Origin of the sequence: Pseudomonas sp. NMS19W, assembly GCF_051554255.1 — a bacterium.
GTDB lineage: Bacteria > Pseudomonadota > Gammaproteobacteria > Pseudomonadales > Pseudomonadaceae > Aquipseudomonas > Aquipseudomonas kribbensis.
Genome location: NZ_CP136718.1, coordinates 5,753,516 through 5,770,621 on the forward strand (window position 1 = coordinate 5,753,516; position 17,106 = coordinate 5,770,621).

General features: G+C 62.1%; 17 protein-coding genes. 5 read left to right on the top strand and 12 right to left on the bottom strand.

What is annotated here, in order from left to right:
* Nucleotides 1-41: 41 nt before the first annotated feature.
* From creC to R1A29_RS26440, 3 genes are all read right to left on the bottom strand, one after another.
* Nucleotides 42-1,457, bottom strand: a complete 1,416-nt coding sequence (creC, locus tag R1A29_RS26430) for a two-component system sensor histidine kinase CreC (RefSeq protein ID WP_438299987.1) — start codon at nt 1,455-1,457, stop codon at nt 42-44.
* Nucleotides 1,457-2,137 (bottom strand): two-component system response regulator CreB, encoded by a 681-nt coding sequence (gene creB, locus R1A29_RS26435; protein WP_438299989.1) that lies wholly within the window; start codon nt 2,135-2,137, stop codon nt 1,457-1,459. The genes creC and creB overlap by 1 nt, the downstream gene beginning before the upstream one ends.
* A 73-nt stretch (nt 2,138-2,210) precedes the next feature.
* Complete coding sequence (locus tag R1A29_RS26440; protein ID WP_085709168.1) at nt 2,211-2,717, bottom strand: retropepsin-like aspartic peptidase RloA2; 507 nt, start codon at nt 2,715-2,717, stop codon at nt 2,211-2,213.
* Nucleotides 2,718-2,890: 173 nt separating this feature from the next.
* Between R1A29_RS26440 and R1A29_RS26445 the strand changes: the two genes are divergently transcribed.
* A complete protein-coding gene (locus R1A29_RS26445) occupies nt 2,891-3,778 on the top strand; it encodes an acyltransferase (RefSeq protein ID WP_438299991.1) in 888 nt (295 codons plus the stop codon).
* Nucleotides 3,779-3,792: 14 nt separating this feature from the next.
* Here the strand turns inward: R1A29_RS26445 and R1A29_RS26450 are convergent, their stop codons facing one another.
* Nucleotides 3,793-4,344, bottom strand: a complete 552-nt coding sequence (locus tag R1A29_RS26450) for a DUF2780 domain-containing protein (protein WP_085709166.1) — start codon at nt 4,342-4,344, stop codon at nt 3,793-3,795.
* A gap of 148 nt (nt 4,345-4,492) precedes the next feature.
* Here R1A29_RS26450 and R1A29_RS26455 point away from each other — a divergent pair, with 148 nt between their 5' ends.
* From R1A29_RS26455 to R1A29_RS26465, 3 genes are all read left to right on the top strand, one after another.
* On the top strand, nt 4,493-5,119 hold the full coding sequence (locus R1A29_RS26455; RefSeq protein WP_265815093.1) for a sigma-70 family RNA polymerase sigma factor: 627 nt from the start codon (nt 4,493-4,495) through the stop codon (nt 5,117-5,119).
* The gene (locus R1A29_RS26460) at nt 5,116-5,790 is read left to right on the top strand and encodes an anti-sigma factor (protein WP_438299992.1); all 675 of its coding nucleotides are present in this window, start codon (nt 5,116-5,118) and stop codon (nt 5,788-5,790) included. The genes R1A29_RS26455 and R1A29_RS26460 overlap by 4 nt, the downstream gene beginning before the upstream one ends.
* 124 nt (nt 5,791-5,914) lie before the next feature.
* The gene (locus tag R1A29_RS26465; RefSeq protein WP_438299993.1) at nt 5,915-6,220 is read left to right on the top strand and encodes a hypothetical protein; all 306 of its coding nucleotides are present in this window, start codon (nt 5,915-5,917) and stop codon (nt 6,218-6,220) included.
* Between the two features lie 57 nt (nt 6,221-6,277).
* On the opposite strand, the gene fdhA is transcribed toward R1A29_RS26465, so the two are convergent.
* From fdhA to R1A29_RS26505, 8 genes are all read right to left on the bottom strand, one after another.
* A complete protein-coding gene (gene fdhA / locus R1A29_RS26470; protein WP_085688554.1) occupies nt 6,278-7,477 on the bottom strand; it encodes a formaldehyde dehydrogenase, glutathione-independent in 1,200 nt (399 codons plus the stop codon).
* Between the two features lie 98 nt (nt 7,478-7,575).
* A complete protein-coding gene (gene purU / locus R1A29_RS26475) occupies nt 7,576-8,433 on the bottom strand; it encodes a formyltetrahydrofolate deformylase (RefSeq protein WP_114885971.1) in 858 nt (285 codons plus the stop codon).
* A gap of 49 nt (nt 8,434-8,482) precedes the next feature.
* Nucleotides 8,483-9,115, bottom strand: a complete 633-nt coding sequence (locus R1A29_RS26480) for a sarcosine oxidase subunit gamma (protein WP_085709162.1) — start codon at nt 9,113-9,115, stop codon at nt 8,483-8,485.
* A gap of 55 nt (nt 9,116-9,170) precedes the next feature.
* Nucleotides 9,171-12,188: a sarcosine oxidase subunit alpha gene (locus tag R1A29_RS26485; RefSeq protein ID WP_438299996.1), complete on the bottom strand. Its 3,018-nt coding sequence runs from the start codon at nt 12,186-12,188 to the stop codon at nt 9,171-9,173.
* Nucleotides 12,185-12,514, bottom strand: a complete 330-nt coding sequence (locus R1A29_RS26490; protein ID WP_085709160.1) for a sarcosine oxidase subunit delta — start codon at nt 12,512-12,514, stop codon at nt 12,185-12,187. The genes R1A29_RS26485 and R1A29_RS26490 overlap by 4 nt, the downstream gene beginning before the upstream one ends.
* Nucleotides 12,515-12,527: 13 nt before the next feature.
* A complete protein-coding gene (locus R1A29_RS26495) occupies nt 12,528-13,778 on the bottom strand; it encodes a sarcosine oxidase subunit beta (RefSeq protein WP_003206307.1) in 1,251 nt (416 codons plus the stop codon).
* A gap of 20 nt (nt 13,779-13,798) precedes the next feature.
* Entirely contained in the window at nt 13,799-15,052 is a 1,254-nt protein-coding gene (glyA, locus tag R1A29_RS26500; RefSeq protein WP_085709159.1) for a serine hydroxymethyltransferase, read from the bottom strand.
* Between the two features lie 159 nt (nt 15,053-15,211).
* Nucleotides 15,212-15,922: a TraX family protein gene (locus R1A29_RS26505; RefSeq protein ID WP_438299998.1), complete on the bottom strand. Its 711-nt coding sequence runs from the start codon at nt 15,920-15,922 to the stop codon at nt 15,212-15,214.
* Nucleotides 15,923-16,050: 128 nt separating this feature from the next.
* On the opposite strand from R1A29_RS26505, the gene R1A29_RS26510 reads away from it, so the two are divergent.
* The gene (locus R1A29_RS26510) at nt 16,051-17,091 is read left to right on the top strand and encodes a threonine aldolase family protein (RefSeq protein WP_007959802.1); all 1,041 of its coding nucleotides are present in this window, start codon (nt 16,051-16,053) and stop codon (nt 17,089-17,091) included.
* The last annotated feature ends 15 nt before the right edge of the window (nt 17,092-17,106 follow it).

Below are 17,106 nucleotides of genomic sequence, written 5' to 3' on the forward strand. Positions count from 1 at the left end.
GTGTGGGGGAATATGGGAGGAATGTGGAGTTTGTGTGGAGACTACAGCTGCAGGATGACTTCCACCCCGCCTTCGACGTTGCCGATGTGCATCGAACCGCCGTGCAGCTTGACCACTTCTTCGACGAAGTTAAGCCCCAGGCCGGTGCTTTTACGGCCGCTGTCGGGGCGTGGCAACGAATAGAAACGCTCACTCAGACGCGGCAATGCGTAGTCGGGAATCGGGGCGCTCTCGTTGAACAGACGAATCTCGATCTGCTCACCAACCCGCTCGGCACTGAAGCGCAGCAAACCGTTTGGCGGTGTGAAATCCAGCGCATTTTCCAGCAGATTGCCCAGTGCCTGACGCAGCAGGAACGGCTCACCGATCAACGATAAATCCGTCGCAATGCTTTGCTCGACCCGCAGTTGCCGACCTTCGATGCGCGCCATCTGTGCCTGCAGCAATTGATCGAGCAATGCCGCCAAAGGCACCGTGACGCGCTCTTCAAGGCCCTGCCGCTGCTCCACTTGCGCCAGATTCAGCAAGCGCTCGATCAACTGCTGCATGCGCGCACTTTCGCTGTCGATGTTGCCGACGAATCGCTGGCGTTGCGCCAATGGCATTTCGCTCTGCAGCAATTCGGCGGCGCCGCGAATCGCCGCCAGCGGGCTCTTCAGCTCATGGGTCAAGGTGTGGACGTAACGCTCGACGTAGGCCTTGCCTTCAAGCTGAGTGCGCATCTGTTCCACGGCGCTCGCCAGTTGTTCCAGCTCGCCACCACGGTAATGCGGCACTTCCACCCGGCGCCCTTCGCTCACCGCCTCGGCATAACGGGTCAAACGATGCAGCGCCCGGCTCAGCCACCAGGACAACAGCGCACCGAACAGCAGACCCAGGACGATCAGCCCGGCGCCATAAGCCAGCAAGCGGCGCTCGGTACGGTCGACATAGGGTTGCAGCGAGCTGTTGGGCTTGGCCACGGTAACCACGCCAATGATCTGGCCATCGTCGCGGATCGGCGCACCGACGTGCATGACCGAAGAGTTCGAATCATTCGGGTCACTGCGGCTGGAGCGCGCGCCGTATTCACCGCGCAGGGTCAGGTAGACGTCGTTCCAGCGCGAGTAGTCCTGACCGACCGCCAGACCGCTGGAATCCAGCACCACGATGCCCTTGGCGTCGGTGACATAGATGCGGTGGTTGACCTGGTTTTTCGGCAGGCCCCAGATCGTCGCTTTCGGCTGGCGCTCGCCATAGGCGCGGAGCAGTTCCGGCCAGCGATTCTGGCTGAGGGTGCCGGCCTTGAAATCATCCTTGAGGATTTCCGCCATCAGGTTGGCGGTATCGACCAGAGTTTCCTCGGTGGACTGACGCACGCCGGGGCGGATTTCTTCCATCACGGTGTTGAGCACGAAATAACCGGTAAGGCCGATAAACAGCACGTACACCAGGAAAATCCGCAACCCCAGTGACATCAGCTGTGCCCCGGACTGTAGCTGTAGCCGAGGCCGCGATGGGTCTGGATCGGCTCGGCTTCGGCGCGTATCAGGCGCAACTTGGCGCGCACGCTCTTGATGTGGCTGTCGATGCTGCGCTCGTAACCGGCGTCGGCTGCCACACCCAGCGCATCGAGCAGTTGCTCGCGGCTGAACACCCGTTCGGGTTGTTCAAGCAGGCATTGCAGCAAACGGAATTCGTGACGGGTCAGGCTCAACGCCTGGCCGCGATAGCTGATCTGCACGCGTTCGGGGTCGATGCGAAACACCCCCGACCAGGCTTCGGCCGGCGCGCGCGGTGCCATGCGCTTGAGAATCGCCCGGACCCGCGCCGCCACTTCCCGTGGGCTGAACGGCTTGACCACGTAATCGTCAGCGCCGATTTCCAGGCCCACCACCCGGTCGATCTCCGCATCCCGGGCGCTGAGGAACAGCACCGGCACTTCGCTGAACCGGCGCAGTTGCTTGCAGGTTTCGAAGCCGCTGATATCCGGCAGGCCGATGTCGAGGATGATCAGATCAGCCGGTGTCTGGCGCTGATGCTCCAGCGCTTGCGCGCCGAGGCTCAGCCAGGTCGTGGTGAAGCCCTCGCCCTGCAAGGCAAAAATCAGCGTGTCGGCAATCGCCGCTTCGTCTTCGACAATCAGGATATGAGGCATGGCGTCCGAGCCTGTGGAATGAGTGCGCGAACGGTGCCCCAAGCCTGACGTTACGTCAATGAGACCACTTGTTTCAGCAGTCCGGTTTGTCCGCAGTAAAGCGGCGCGCCGGGTTTACCGCTGCGCCGAACTCACGCAAGGCCTTGGCGCCGATCAGCAACGGGTAGTTGAAATGGCTGCGGTCGGTCAGGTTGACCTCGACGGTACGCTTGACGTTGCCCAGGCACAGCTCCAGATCGACCACCGGACGCTTGGCAACTTCCGTGGTGTCACGATCCTCGTCGTCCTCGTCGGAGCGGCTCTTGATCTTGCTGATCCGCGCGATCTTGTGTTCGAACACCTTGTTGCTGGCATCCTTGGTGGCGAGGCGGAAACGCACCCAGTCTTCACCGTCGCGGGTGAAGGTCTCGATGTCCTTGGCCGACAGCGAGGCGGTCAGCGCGCCGGTGTCCATTTTCGCCTTGAGCACTTGCCCGCCGATTTCCGGCAGCGCGATGTATTCGTAGCGCCCGTACAGAGTCGGCTCGGCGGCCAGCACCGGCAGGGCAACGAGGGAAAGCAATGCAAGGAGGGATTTCACGTAATGGGCTTCCTTGGGAAATGGGGGCGTCTGACGCGAGATTTTAGACCGCTGTTCGCTTGATCGTTCCCGCAAGGCTAACGCGCCAAAGGTGAAACATTCGTAACCCATGATTTGGCCTGTCGCCCGAAGGCACTTATCATGGCGCGCCCATCCGCTTTCAAGAGTTGCTTATGCGCCGCCTGCTCACCGGCTGTCTCGTCACCCTGCTGCTGTTGCTCAACACCCTGGTGCTGTTCGGCCCGCTGATGGTGTTCGCCCTGCTCAAGCTGATCCTGCCGGGACGCTTTCGCGATTACGCCTCGTGGGCGGTGATGTGGATCGCCGAGACCTGGGCGGAGATCGACAAACTGATCTTCCGCCTGTGCATCCCGACGCAATGGGACATCCGGGGCGGCGATGATCTGCGTGGCGACACGTCGTATCTGGTGATCAGCAACCATCAGTCGTGGGTCGACATCCCGGCGCTGATCCAGACCCTCAACCGGCGCACGCCGTTCTTCAAGTTCTTCCTCAAGAAAGAACTGATCTGGGTACCGTTCCTCGGCCTGGCCTGGTGGGCGCTGGATTACCCGTTCATGAAGCGCTACACCAAGGCATTCCTGGCGAAACACCCTGAGCTGGCGGGCAAGGATCTGGAAATCACCAAAGCCGCCTGCGAGCTGTTCAAGCGCCAGCCGGTGACGGTGGTGAATTACCTGGAAGGCACCCGCTACACCGTGGCCAAGAGCACGCAGCAACAGTCACCGTTCAGCCATCTGCTCAAGCCCAAGGCCGGCGGCGTGGCGTTTGTACTGGCGGCGATGGGTGAACAGCTGGACGCGATTCTCGATGTGACCGTGGTTTATCCACAGCCGAAGATTCCGGGGTTCTGGGATCTGATCAGCGGCAACGTACCGCGGGTGATCATCGATATCCGAACGCGTGAACTCGACCCGGCGCTGTGGCAGGGCGATTACGAAAACGATCCGGTGTTTCGCGAGAAGGTCCAGAGCTGGGTCAACCAGCTCTGGACCGAGAAAGACCAGCGCATCGCCGAACTGCGCGGCGAACGCGGCTGATCAGCGGGGGTCGGTCAACCGCCGACGCCCCAGACACCGCCGAGGGTTTTCAGCAGCGAACCGCCAACGCCCTGGTCACCGAGGTATTTGAGAATGACCGGGGCGAACTGGCCGACCATGCTGTCGTTCATGCCCAGCGCACCGAATGCGCTGTTCAGATCACTGGTGCTCTTCACATTGCCCAGCGCGTTATCCAGACCCGCCGACTTGCCGGAAGAACCGAGCACGCTGCTCAGCGCGCCCAACTGACCGGCACCGCCCGACAGTTTGTCGAGCCCCGGAACACTTTTGGCCAGTTCCGAATAATCGCTGCCGCTGAGCTTGTTCTTCGCCAGGCCGAACATTGCACTGGTGCCACCGACGGCTTGTTGTGGTGTAACCCCAAGACCGGTGACCGCTTGCAGCAGACCGGCCGTTTCCGAGGTCGGTGCGGCGGCGGTGGCGGCGTTGCCGCCCTGCATGCTTGAGGCTGCCTTGGTCACGTCATCCAGGCTGAAACCTGCGAAAACCGGGCTCGCCACAACCGTCATCAGCGAAGCCAGTGCGAAACCGCGTGAAATCTTCATCCAGACATCCTCTTTCGTCATGAAAACCGCCCGTCACGGGTGGCAAAACTGTCGGTTTGACCGGCAATTCGCCAGCCTGTTCCGAGCGTAGCGCATCCATTTTGAGCCGGCTCGCGTATAGGAAATGTGAAACCCCGGAAATCGACCCATGAATGGCACGAGCGCTGTCGCTGAACTAGCCTGTGAACTATCCGAAACCAGCGCCCGCCCTGTCTGGAGACTCGTCATTACCCTCGCCGACACCGATCAGCTCCGGCAATTGCTGGCCCAGTGCTCACTGGGCGACCGCCGTGCCTTCGAAACCCTGTACCGCAGCGTGGGCCCGCGCCTGCACGGCGTGGCCCTGCGGTTCATGGGGCGACCGGATCTGGCCGAAGAAGTGTTGCAGGAAAGCTTCGTGCGCATCTGGAACAACGCCTCACGCTACGAATCGCACCTGTCGGCACCGATGACCTGGATGATCAACATCACTCGCAATCAGGCCATCGACCAGTTGCGCAAGCATCGCGACCGGCCTTTGACGGATTTCGAGCAGGAAGCCCTGGTGGATGAGAACCCCTCGGCCCATGACCTGTTGAACAGCGCCCGCGAAGCCACTGCCCTGAACCGCTGCCTGGAAACCCTCGAAGGCATGCAGCGCCGGTCGATCACCGTGGCGTATTTTCAGGGTTTGTCCTGCTCGGAACTGGCCGAGCATCTGGCGGCGCCGCTGGGCTCGGTCAAGTCGTGGATTCGCCGGGGCATGGAACGCCTGCGCCGGTGCCTTGAATCATGAACTACCAGACCCCTGCCCTGCGCCGCGCCCTCGCCGCCGATTACGCCATCGGCTTGATGGCTGCGCCGGCCCGTCGGCGTTTCGAGCAATTGCTGCTGGAGGACGCCGCCCTGCGCGCCGAACTGGCGCACTGGCAGGAAAGCCTCGCCAGCCTCACCGAAACACTGCCGGAAGTCCCGGTGCCGGAGCGCGTGTGGCATGGCGTCACCGCGCGGATCGAACCGCAAGAACTGCATGTGCCGGAGAAACGTCCGTTCTGGAACTGGCTGCGGGTAACGGCAGCCCTGGCCTCCATCGTGGTGCTGGTGTTCCTCGGCTCGCTGTACACCCACGACGACGCCCGCTACCGCGCTACCCTGCTGAGCGCCGACGCGCAACCGGCGCTGAAGGTCGAGGCCCATGACAATTACCTGCAAGTCGAGCCGCTGACACTTGCGGCCGTCGATCCTCAGCGTAGTCTGGAACTGTGGGCGATTCCCGCCGATGGCAAGCCGATCTCCCTGGGCGTGATCCCGGCGGGCGGCAAAGGCAAGGTTGAATTGAGTGAGGCGCAGAAGGCGCTTATCGGCAAGCCGATTGCACTGGCGGTGAGTCTTGAGCCGAAGGGTGGGTCGCCGACCGGGCAGCCGACAGGGCCGGTTCTTTATCAAGGGGCGCTGGCGGCGTTATAACCGGAAATTACAACAATCAATCTCATATTGCGAAATCAAATAAACAACTGTCAGATCTGACAGTTGGCGATCGGCATGTCAGGAGGGAGTATTTCCAGACCACTTAAGTAACGGAGTACGAACAATGAAACTGAAACTTGTCACCGGCGCACTTATTTGCCTGGCATTGATGGGGACTGCCCATGCAGCAGAGATTAGCTGTCCAACAACCTCAGTTAGCGATGCAAGCGGCGGAGAGACTCTGAAACCTACGGCTGCGCGCATTAAAGACGGGGAAAAATTCATTTGCCAACATGACGGCAAGAACGACCTCGGCTCCACTACCGTTGTAGAGTCCAACACTCCGATCAAGCCCACAGGGAAAAATTGGAAGAACGATGAGTGCACAATCACTGACAACAACCCGAAAACGTGCTCAGTAGGCTTATAAGTTTGATTGGAATATAAAAGAGCAACCTGACCGGTTGCTCTTTTTTATGGCTAAAACTTACGCCGCACTAAACAACTTGTGCGGATCAATCACAAACTTCTTCGGCACGCCCGCATCGAACTCGCCATAACCTTCCGGCGCCTGGTCGAGGCTGATGACCTGCACGCCTACCACTTCGGCGATGTTGATGCGGTCCCACATGATCGCCTGCATCAGCTGGCGGTTGTACTTCATCACCGGGGTTTGCCCTGTGTGGAAGCTATGGGATTTGGCCCAACCGAGGCCGAAGCGGATGCTCAGGCTGCCCATTTTCGCGGCGGCATCGACAGCCCCCGGATCTTCGGTCACGTACAGGCCCGGAATACCGATCTTGCCGGCGACGCGCACCACGCCCATCAGCGAGTTGAGCACCGTGGCCGGGGCTTCGGATTTGACGCCGTCGTGACCATGACCGCGAGCTTCGAAGCCGACGCAGTCCACCGCGCAATCCACTTCAGGTTCGCCCAGCAGCGCGGCGATCTGTTCGTGCAGCGGGGTATCTTTCGACAGGTCGACGATTTCAAAACCCTGAGCCTTGGCGTGAGCCAGGCGGATGGTGTTGACGTCACCGACGATCACCACCGCTGCGCCGAGCAGACGGGCGGATGCTGCAGCCGCCAGACCGACCGGACCTGCGCCCGCGATGTAAACGGTGCTGCCCGGGCCAACGCCAGCGGTGACGGCGCCGTGGTAACCGGTCGGCAGAATGTCGGAGAGGCAGGTCAGGTCACGGATTTTCTCCATGGCCTTGTCGCGGTCCGGCAGTTTCAGCAGGTTGAAGTCGGCGTACGGCACCAGCACGTATTCGGCCTGGCCGCCGGTCCAGTCGCCCATGTCGACGTAACCGTAGGCACCGCCGGCGCGGGCCGGGTTGACGGTCAGGCACACGCCGGTGTGTTGCTCCTTGCAGGAACGGCAGCGCCCGCAAGCCACGTTGAACGGAACGGACACCAGATCGCCGATTTTCAGGTTTTCGACGTCACTGCCCTTCTCGATCACTTCACCGGTGATCTCGTGCCCCAGCACCAGACCGACCTGAGCGGTGGTACGGCCGCGCACCATGTGCTGGTCGGAGCCGCAAATGTTGGTTGAAACCACACGCAGGATGACACCGTGCTCGATCTTCCTGCCGCGCGGATCCTGCATTTTCGGATAGTCGATTTTCTGTACTTCGACCTTGCCAGCGCCGAGATACACCACACCACGATTGCCAGACATGCTTTCACCTCGCTGTTGTTTTTATGGAACCGCGCCGCCCAGGCAGGCAGCGCGTTAAGTGCTCGGGTTATTGCTTGTTGGTCTTGCGTTGTTATGACTTAAAGAACGACGGTGCGGTTGGCGTTCAGGAACACCCGCCGCTCAATGTGATACCCCACGGCCCGGGCCAGGGTCAGACCTTCGATGTCCCGGCCCTTGGCGATCAGGTCCTCGGGGTAATGACTGTGATCCACCGCCTCGACGCCTTGGGCGATGATCGGCCCCTCGTCGAGGTCGTTGTTGATGTAGTGCGCGGTCGCGCCCACCAGCTTCACGCCCTTGTTGTAGGCCTGGTGATACGGCTTGGCGCCCTTGAAGCCCGGCAGCAGCGAGTGGTGAATGTTGATCGCCTTGCCATCGAGCTTGCGGCACAGCTCCGGCGACAGCACCTGCATGTAGCGGGCGAGTATCACCAGCTCGGCGCCGGCCTCTTCGATCACCTGCCACACCTGCCGCTCCTGAGCCGGTTTGTCGTTGGGGTCGAGGGGGAAATGGAAGTAGGGAATCTGGTGCCAGTCGGCCAGAGGCTTGAGGTCCGGGTGGTTCGACACCACCGCCGCCACGTCCATCGACAACTGCCCGATGCGCTGGCGGTAGAGCAAGTCGTTGAGGCAGTGATCGGCCTTGGAGACCATGATCACCACTTTCGGCCGGTAGTTCGGCGCGGTCAGCTCGAAGATCATGCCGAACGCCTGACCGCGTTCGGCGAGGCCGGCACGGAAGGACTGCTCGTCAAAACCGTCGGGCTGGCGGAATTCCACACGAATGAAGAAGCGGCCCGAGAGCCGGTCATCGAACGAGTGGTGCTCGGTGACGTAACAGCCCTGCTCGAACAGAAAACGCGTCACCGCGTCCACGGTGCCGAGAACGCTGGGGCAGTCGGCGGTCAGAATCCATGTATCCGGGGCGCGGCTCATTGTTGTGTTTCTCCTCTACTCGTCCCCACGCACAGCGTGGGAACGATCATTACGCCTGAACGCTAAGGCCGTATTCGGCGGACGCATCCTGCAACCACAACCACCAGTAATCCGAGAAGCTGCGACGGATCAGCAGTTCCCAGGTGTCTTCGGCGGTGTGGCGAATCATCAGCTGCGACTTGGCGAACACCGTGCCCACGGCCTTGCCGACCGGGAAGTTGTTCGGATGCACGTCGTAGCTGGTGGACTTCATCAGCACCTGACGCACGTTCGGGCCGCTCAGTTCGAGCACTTGCTGGCCGCCGCTGACGTTGACGATTGCGATGTGCAGATCGCCCAGCGCTTCGCGCAGTTTCTGCTCGGCGGCGAACTCTTCACCGCTCGGCACGATCAGCAGCCACTCGTCCGGCCCCATCCATTGCAGGCTGGTTTCGCCTTTGACGATCACGCTCAGGGCGCCCGGCAACTCGATGCCCAGGGCCTTGTGCACACCGGCTGCGAACGCGGCATCGTGCCCATCGCCACGGAGGGTCAGATGCCCCAGGAGTTTTTTCTCGCGCACGGTGACACCGGCGCTTTTGCGGCCCTTGCCGACCAGGCTGGCGAGGTCGGCGTGATGCAGCGACGACTCGGCCTTGGCCCCGGTGGTCGGGCGTTGTTGGTACACGTTGGCTGCGGTCATAAAGCACCCTTCCTGAATTCTGTGCCGCTCCCGCGCCAGGCACGGGAGCGATCAATTAGATGTTCTGGCGATCGCCCTTCGGATCGAAGAACACCGAAGAAACGATTTCCGCCTCGATCACGCTGCCGTCCGCCAGCGGTGCGAACACCCGCTCGCCCAGACGCTTCAGACCGCCCTTCACTACACCCATGGCAAACGAATAACCGAGGGAGTTGTGCGCGTAGCTGGATGTCACGTGGCCGACCATGGTCATCGGGATCGTCTGCTTGGTGTTGAACACCAGTTGCGCGCCTTCCGGCAGCCATACGTTCGGATCGATCGGCTTCAGGCCCACCAGTTGCTTGCGCTGATCACGCACGCAGTCTTCACGGTTCATGCCGCGCTGGCCGATCCACGAGAACGGTTTGGTGCGACCGACGCACCAGCCCATGTTCAGGTCGTCCGGGGTCATCGAGCCGTCGGTGTCCTGGCCGACGATGATGAAGCCCTTCTCGGCCCGCAGGACGTGCATGGTCTCGGTGCCGTACGGCGTCAGGTTGTACTGCTTGCCGGCCTCGACGATTTTTTCCAGCACGCCCATCGCGTAATCGGCCTGGACGTTGACTTCGTACGACAGCTCACCGGTGAACGAGATGCGGAACACCCGCGCCGGCACACCGCCGACCAGACCTTCTTTCCAGGTCATGAACGGGAACGCTTCGCTGGCCAGGTCGATGTCAGTCACGGCGCTGAGCAGCTTGCGGCTGTTCGGGCCGGACAGGGTCATGGTCGCCCAGTGGTCGGTGACGGAGGTGAAGTACACCTTCATTTCCGGCCATTCGGTCTGGTGGTACAGCTCCAGCCACTGCAGGACGCGAGCCGCGCCGCCGGTGGTGGTGGTCATGACGAAATGGTTGTCGGCCAGACACGCCGTCACACCGTCGTCGAAGACCATGCCGTCTTCCTTGCACATCAGGCCGTAGCGGGCCTTGCCCACGTCGAGCTTGGTCCAGGCGTTGGTGTACACGCGGTTGAGGAACTCACGGGCGTCCGGGCCCTGGATGTCGATCTTGCCCAGGGTCGAAGCGTCCAGCAGGCCAACGCTGTCGCGCACAGCCTTGCACTCGCGTTTGACCGCGGCATGCATGTCTTCGCCGTTTTTCGGGAAGTACCACGGACGCTTCCACTGGCCGACGTCTTCGAACTCTGCGCCGTTTTTCAGGTGCCATTGATGCAGTGCGGTGTAACGCACAGGTTCGAAGATGTGCCCGCAGTGACGACCGGCTACTGCGCCAAACGTCACCGGCGTGTAGTTCGGCCGGAACATCGTGGTGCCCATCTGCGGGATGGTCACGTTCAGCGAACGGGCGGCGATGGCCAGACCGTTGACGTTGCCGAGCTTGCCCTGATCGGTGCCGAAGCCCAGTGCGGTGTAGCGCTTGACGTGCTCGACCGACTCGAAACCTTCGCGGGTCGCCAGTTCGATGGCGGCGGCGGTCACGTCGTTCTGCAGGTCGACGAATTGCTTCGGTGCCCGGGAAGTACCCTTCTCGTGCGGCACCTGGAACAGCGCCAGCGTCGGTTCTTCATGGCGGCTCAGGGCCTTCGGCAACACGCCTTCGACGGTCTGGAAACCGGCTTCGGCCGCGGCGCGCACGCCACCTTCAAAACCGTCGGCCAGGGAATCGCCGAGACCGTAGACGCCGTTGATGCCGCCGACGCACACGCGTTTCTGCGGTGCTTCGCCCGGTACGAAACCGAGGATGTCTTCGCGCCAGATCGGCTTGCCGCCCAGGTGCGACGCCAGATGCACCACCGGGCTGTAGCCGCCGGAGCTGGCGATCACGTCGCAGTCCAGCCATTCGCCGGGACTGGTCACGGCATGGCCTTTGACATCGATGGCGGCCACGCGGGCAGCGGTCACACGCTTGCTGCCACGGGCCTCGATCACGGCGCTGCCGGTGAGGATACGAATGCCTTTGGCACGCGCTTCTTCAACCAATGCGCCACGCGGATTGCTGCGGGCGTCGGCGATGGCTACCACTTGCAGGCTGGCGTCGAGCCAGTCCAGCGCTACGCGATAGGCGTGATCGTTGTTGGTGGTCAGCACCAGTTTCTTGCCCGGTGCCACGCCGTAACGGCGCACGTAAGTCGACACCGCACCGGCCAGCATGTTGCCCGGCACGTCGTTGTTGCCGTAGACCAGCGGACGCTCGTGAGCACCGGTCGCCAGCACCACGCGCTTGGCGCGGACGCGGTGGATGCGCTGACGCACCTGGCCGATTGGCGCGCGGTCGCCGAGGTGATCGGTGAGGCGTTCGTGAATGGTCAGGAAGTTATGGTCGTGGTAACCGTTGACCGTGGCGCGCGGCAACAGCAGCACGTCCGGGGTGTTCTTCAATTCGGCAACCACACTGGCAACCCATTCCACGGCAGGCTTGCCGTCGAGGCTTTCGCGGGAATCGAGCAGGCTGCCGCCGAACTCTTCCTGTTCATCGGCGATGATCACTCGTGCACCGCTGCGCGCAGCAGCCAGTGCAGCGGCCAGACCGGCCGGGCCGGCGCCGACGATCAGCACGTCGCAGTGCTGGTTCATGTAGTCGTAGGTGTCCGGATCGACTTCGGTCGGCGAGCGACCCAGACCTGCGGCCTTACGAATGTACTTCTCGTAAGTCATCCAGAACGATTGCGGGTACATGAAGGTTTTGTAGTAGAAACCCGGCGGCATCAGCTTGCCGCCGACCTTGCCGAGAATCCCCATCATGTCGTTGTTGACGCTCGGCCAGCCGTTGGTGCTGGTGGCGACCAGGCCTTGGTACAACGCCTGTTGGGTGGCACGCACGTTAGGAATCTGGGTGGCTTCGGTCGCACCGATCTGCAGCACCGCGTTCGGCTCTTCGGCACCGGCGGCGAAGATGCCGCGAGGGCGCGAATACTTGAAGCTGCGGCCGATGATGTCGACGCCGTTGGCAATCAGCGCCGAGGCCAGCGAGTCGCCCTCGAAGCCTTTGTAGCTCTGACCGTTGAAGGTGAAGCTCAGCACTTTGTTGCGGTCGATCCGTCCACCGTTGGACAGGCGATTGGTCTGGCTCATACCTTCTCTCCCAGCGCCGGCGTGGCTGTTTTCGCAGGGTCAGCCTTGTCGGTGAATTGCGGCTTGGTGCCGATCTTGTAGGTTTCGAGAATCTCGTAGGTCACGGTGTCGCGAGTGACGTTGAAGTACTGGCGGCAACCGGCGACGTGATCCCACAACTCGTGGTGCAGACCGCGCGGGTTATCGCGGAAGAACATGTAGTCGCCCCACTCCTCGTCGGTGCAGCTGTTCGGATCCAGCGGACGCGGGATGTGCGCCTGGCCGGATGCGTGGAATTCCTCTTCGGAGCGCAGTTCGCCGCAGTGAGGACAGAAGATATGCAACATGGGATTTCTCCTGTTAGTGGGCGACAGCCGCAGCGCCGTGTTCGTCGATCAACGCACCGTTGTGGAAACGGTCGATGGAGAAAGGTGCGGCCAGCGGGTGCATTTCACCCTTGGCCAGACTCGCGGCAAACACGTTGCCCGAACCCGGTGTGGCCTTGAAGCCACCGGTGCCCCAACCGCAGTTGAAGAACATGTTCGGTACCGGAGTTTTCGAAATGATCGGGCAGGCGTCCGGCGTGGTGTCGACGATGCCGCCCCACTGACGGTTCATGCGTACCCGCGACAGCACCGGGAACATCTCGACGATGGCCTGGATGGTGTGCTCGATCACCGGATACGAACCGCGCTGGCCGTAGCCGTTGTAGCCGTCGATACCGGCGCCGATCACCAGGTCGCCCTTGTCGGACTGGCTGATGTAACCGTGCACGGCGTTGGACATGATCACGCTGTCGATAATCGGTTTGATCGGCTCGGACACCAGCGCCTGCAGCGGGTGGGATTCGATCGGCAGACGGAAACCGGCGAGTTTGGCCATGTGTCCGGAGTTACCGGCGGTGACCACGCCGACGCGCTTGGCGCCGATGAAACCCTTGTTGGTTTCAACGCCGATGCACACGCCGTTTTCCTTGCGGAAACCGATCACTTCGGTCTGCTGGATCAGGTCCACACCGAGGGCGTCGGCGGCACGGGCAAAGCCCCACGCCACGGCATCGTGACGGGCCACGCCGCCGCGACGCTGGACGGTTGCGCCCATCACCGGGTAGCGGGTGTTTTTCGAGCAGTCGAGGTACGGAATTTCGTCCGCGACTTGCTTGGCGTTGAGCAGTTCGCCGTCGACGCCGTTGAGGCGGTTGGCGCTGACCCGACGCTCGGAATCACGAATGTCCTGCAGGGTGTGACACAGGTTGTAGACGCCGCGCTGGGAGAACATCACGTTGTAGTTCAGGTCTTGCGAAAGGCCTTCCCACAGTTTCATCGCGTGTTCGTACAGGTGCGCCGACTCGTCCCACAGGTAGTTGGAGCGAACGATGGTGGTGTTGCGCGCGGTGTTACCGCCGCCCAGCCAGCCCTTCTCGACCACGGCCACGTTGGTGATGCCGTGCTCTTTCGCCAGATAGTAGGCAGTCGCCAGACCGTGCCCGCCGCCGCCGACGATGACCACGTCGTAGACCTTTTTCGGGGTCGGCGTGCGCCACATGCGCTGCCAGTTTTCGTGGTGGCTGAGGGAGTGCTTGAAGAGGCCGAAGCCCGAATAGCGTTGCATAGTCATTTACTCCAGAACGCTCAGCGATAAACCGGGAAGTCTGCGCACAGGGCCGCAACCTGCTGGGCGACGTTGGCCTCGACATCGGCATCGCCGAGGTTGTCGAGGATGTCGCAGATCCAGCCGGCCAGCGTCACGCACTGCGCCACCTTGAAGCCGCGGGTGGTCACCGCCGGGGTGCCGATGCGCAGGCCGGAAGTGACGAACGGCGACTGCGGGTCGTTCGGTACGGCGTTCTTGTTGACGGTGATATGGGCGCGACCGAGAGCGGCGTCCGCGTCTTTACCGGTGAGGCCCTGACGGATCAGGCTGACCAGGAACAGATGGTTGTCGGTGCCGCCGGACACTACATCGTAGCCACGTTTGATAAAGACGCTCGCCATCGCCTGGGCGTTGTCGATCACTTGTTGCTGATAAGCCTTGAAGCCAGGCTCCAGCGCTTCCTTGAAGCACACGGCCTTGCCGGCGATGACGTGCATCAGCGGGCCGCCCTGGGCGCCGGGGAATACCGCCGCGTTGAGCTTCTTCTCGATCTCTTCGTTGGCCTTGGCCAGGATCAGGCCGCCACGGGGACCGCGCAGGGTCTTGTGGGTGGTGGTGGTCACCACGTCGGCATACGGCAGCGGGTTCGGGTACAGACCGGCAGCCACCAGACCAGCGACGTGAGCCATGTCGACGAACAGCAGCGCACCGACCTTGTCGGCGATCTGACGGAAACGCGGGAAATCCAGAGTTTTCGAGTAGGCCGAGAAACCGGCGACGATCATTTTCGGTTTGTGCTCGACGGCCAGACGCTCGACTTCGTCGTAATCGATCAGGCCGGTGTTGGTGTCGATGCCGTACTGCACGGCGTTGTACAGCTTGCCCGAGGACGACACCTTGGCGCCGTGGGTCAGGTGACCGCCGTGGGCCAGGCTCATGCCGAGAATGGTGTCGCCAGCCTGGATCAATGCCAGATAAACCGCGCTGTTGGCCGAGGAACCGGAGTGCGGCTGGACGTTGGCGTAATCGGCGCCGAACAGTTGCTTGGCGCGTTCGATGGCCAGCGCTTCAACCTTGTCGACGTGCTCGCAGCCACCGTAGTAGCGCTTGCCCGGATAGCCTTCGGCGTACTTGTTGGTCAGGCCGCTGCCTTGCGCTTCCATGACGCGCTTGCTGGTGTAGTTCTCCGACGCGATCAGCTCGATGTGATCTTCCTGACGTTGCTCCTCGGCATTCATCGCCGCCAGCAGTGCATCGTCGTAACCCTGGATCCGGTCTTGCTTGCTGAACATCGCGTCTCTCCCAGCGGCATCTGTGCGCCATTCGTCTCGGTAAGGCACTGGCTATGTTGGCAGTGCCCTTTGATGCCGATGGTATGGCCGGCGCAGGGAGGTCAAATGCCTACGGACGCCACGCAAAGGTGCGTTTACGACATGGCGACAGCGACGGACTCAAACAAGCAGCTGGCGCAAGGCCAGAAGAACGAGGAAATGCGCGGGATAGAGCGCATACGCCCAGCGCCGCAGGGGTGGCGCGCGAAGGAAAGTGGCATGTCGCAACAGGAACATTCCGGACAGCGGCGCAATCAGGCAGGTCGCAATGCCGAGGACCGCCACACGGTTGCCGAACTGCGCGGATTCGAAGAGCACCTGCCACTGATTCGCCGCCAGACACACCAGCCCCGGCAGCAGGCTGAAATACCAGGGTTTGCGAAACACCAGCAACATCGCCAATGGCAGCAGGACGCCGAACAGACCGAACATCAGTCGCTCCGGGAACAACGCGGCCACCAGCAAGGCGCCGACAGCCAGCAATCGCGAAATCAGTGCCCGATCCTGCCAGCCCCGCGCCACCAGCAAACCCAGCGCCAGCGTGGGCATCACGTTCAAGGTGTCGGGATCGGGAACGTACAAACGGTAGGGAATCTCGCTGAACAGACTGAACAGCAGCAACCAGCCCAGATAACGCCATTCGGTCTTGCGCGCGCCGTCCCGCGCCAGGTTCGCCGCCATCGCCAGGCAGAACCACGGGAACGCCAGCCGCCCCGGCACATACAGCCAATCGGCGCTGATCCCGACATATCGCAGGTGATCGAGCAGCATGCTCAGCAGCGCCAGCCACTTGAGCAGATCGAGTGCGCCGTCGCGCCGGCTCAGGTGCATAATCGGCGCGCATCCCTGTAATGTTCTGTCAGCGACATCCCGTGTGCTCCCCGGATGATCTTCGGTACAGTGCGCACCATCATTGACCCCACGAAGCGCCACAAGCGCCTCGATCACGGAAGCCGGCCATGACCGACAAGAGCCAACAATTCGCCAGCGACAACTACTCCGGTATCTGCCCCGAAGCCTGGGCTGCCATGGAACAGGCCAACCACGGCCACCAGCGCGCCTATGGTGACGATGAGTGGACAGCACGCGCCTCCGATTATTTCCGCAAGCTGTTCGAGACCGATTGCGAAGTGTTCTTCGCCTTCAACGGCACTGCCGCCAACTCCCTGGCGCTGTCGTCGCTGTGCCAGAGTTACCACAGCGTGATCTGCTCGGAAACCGCCCACGTCGAAACCGACGAATGCGGCGCACCGGAATTCTTCTCCAACGGTTCGAAACTGCTGATCGCCGGCACCGAAAACGGCAAGATCACCCCGGCCTCGATCCGCGAAGTCGCCCTCAAGCGCCAGGACATTCACTACCCGAAACCGCGCGTCGTGACCCTGACCCAGGCCACCGAAGTCGGCAGCGTCTACACCCCGGAAGAAGTCCGCGCCATCAGCGACACCTGCAAGGAACTGGGCCTGAACCTGCACATGGACGGCGCCCGCTTCTCCAACGCCTGCGCATTCCTCGGCTGCTCGCCGGCGGACCTGACCTGGAAGGCCGGCGTCGACGTGCTGTGCTTCGGCGGCACGAAGAACGGCATGGCGGTGGGTGAGGCAATCCTGTTCTTCAACCATAAACTGGCCGAAGACTTCGACTACCGCTGCAAACAGGCCGGGCAACTGGCGTCGAAGATGCGCTTCCTGTCGGCGCCGTGGGTCGGCATCCTGGAAAACGACGCCTGGCTCAAATACGCCCGCCACGCCAACCACTGCGCGCAATTGCTGGCGGAACTGGTCAGCGACATCCCGGGCGTGGAACTGATGTTCCCGGTCCAGGCCAACGGCGTGTTCCTGCAACTCTCGGAACCGGCCATCGCCGCCCTGACCGCTCGCGGCTGGCGCTTCTACACCTTCATCGGCAAGGGCGGCGCCCGCTTCATGTGCTCGTGGGACACCGAAGAAGAACGCGTGCGTGAACTGGCCCGCGACATTCGCGAAGTCATGTCGGCCTGATCGCCTCCCCGTGGC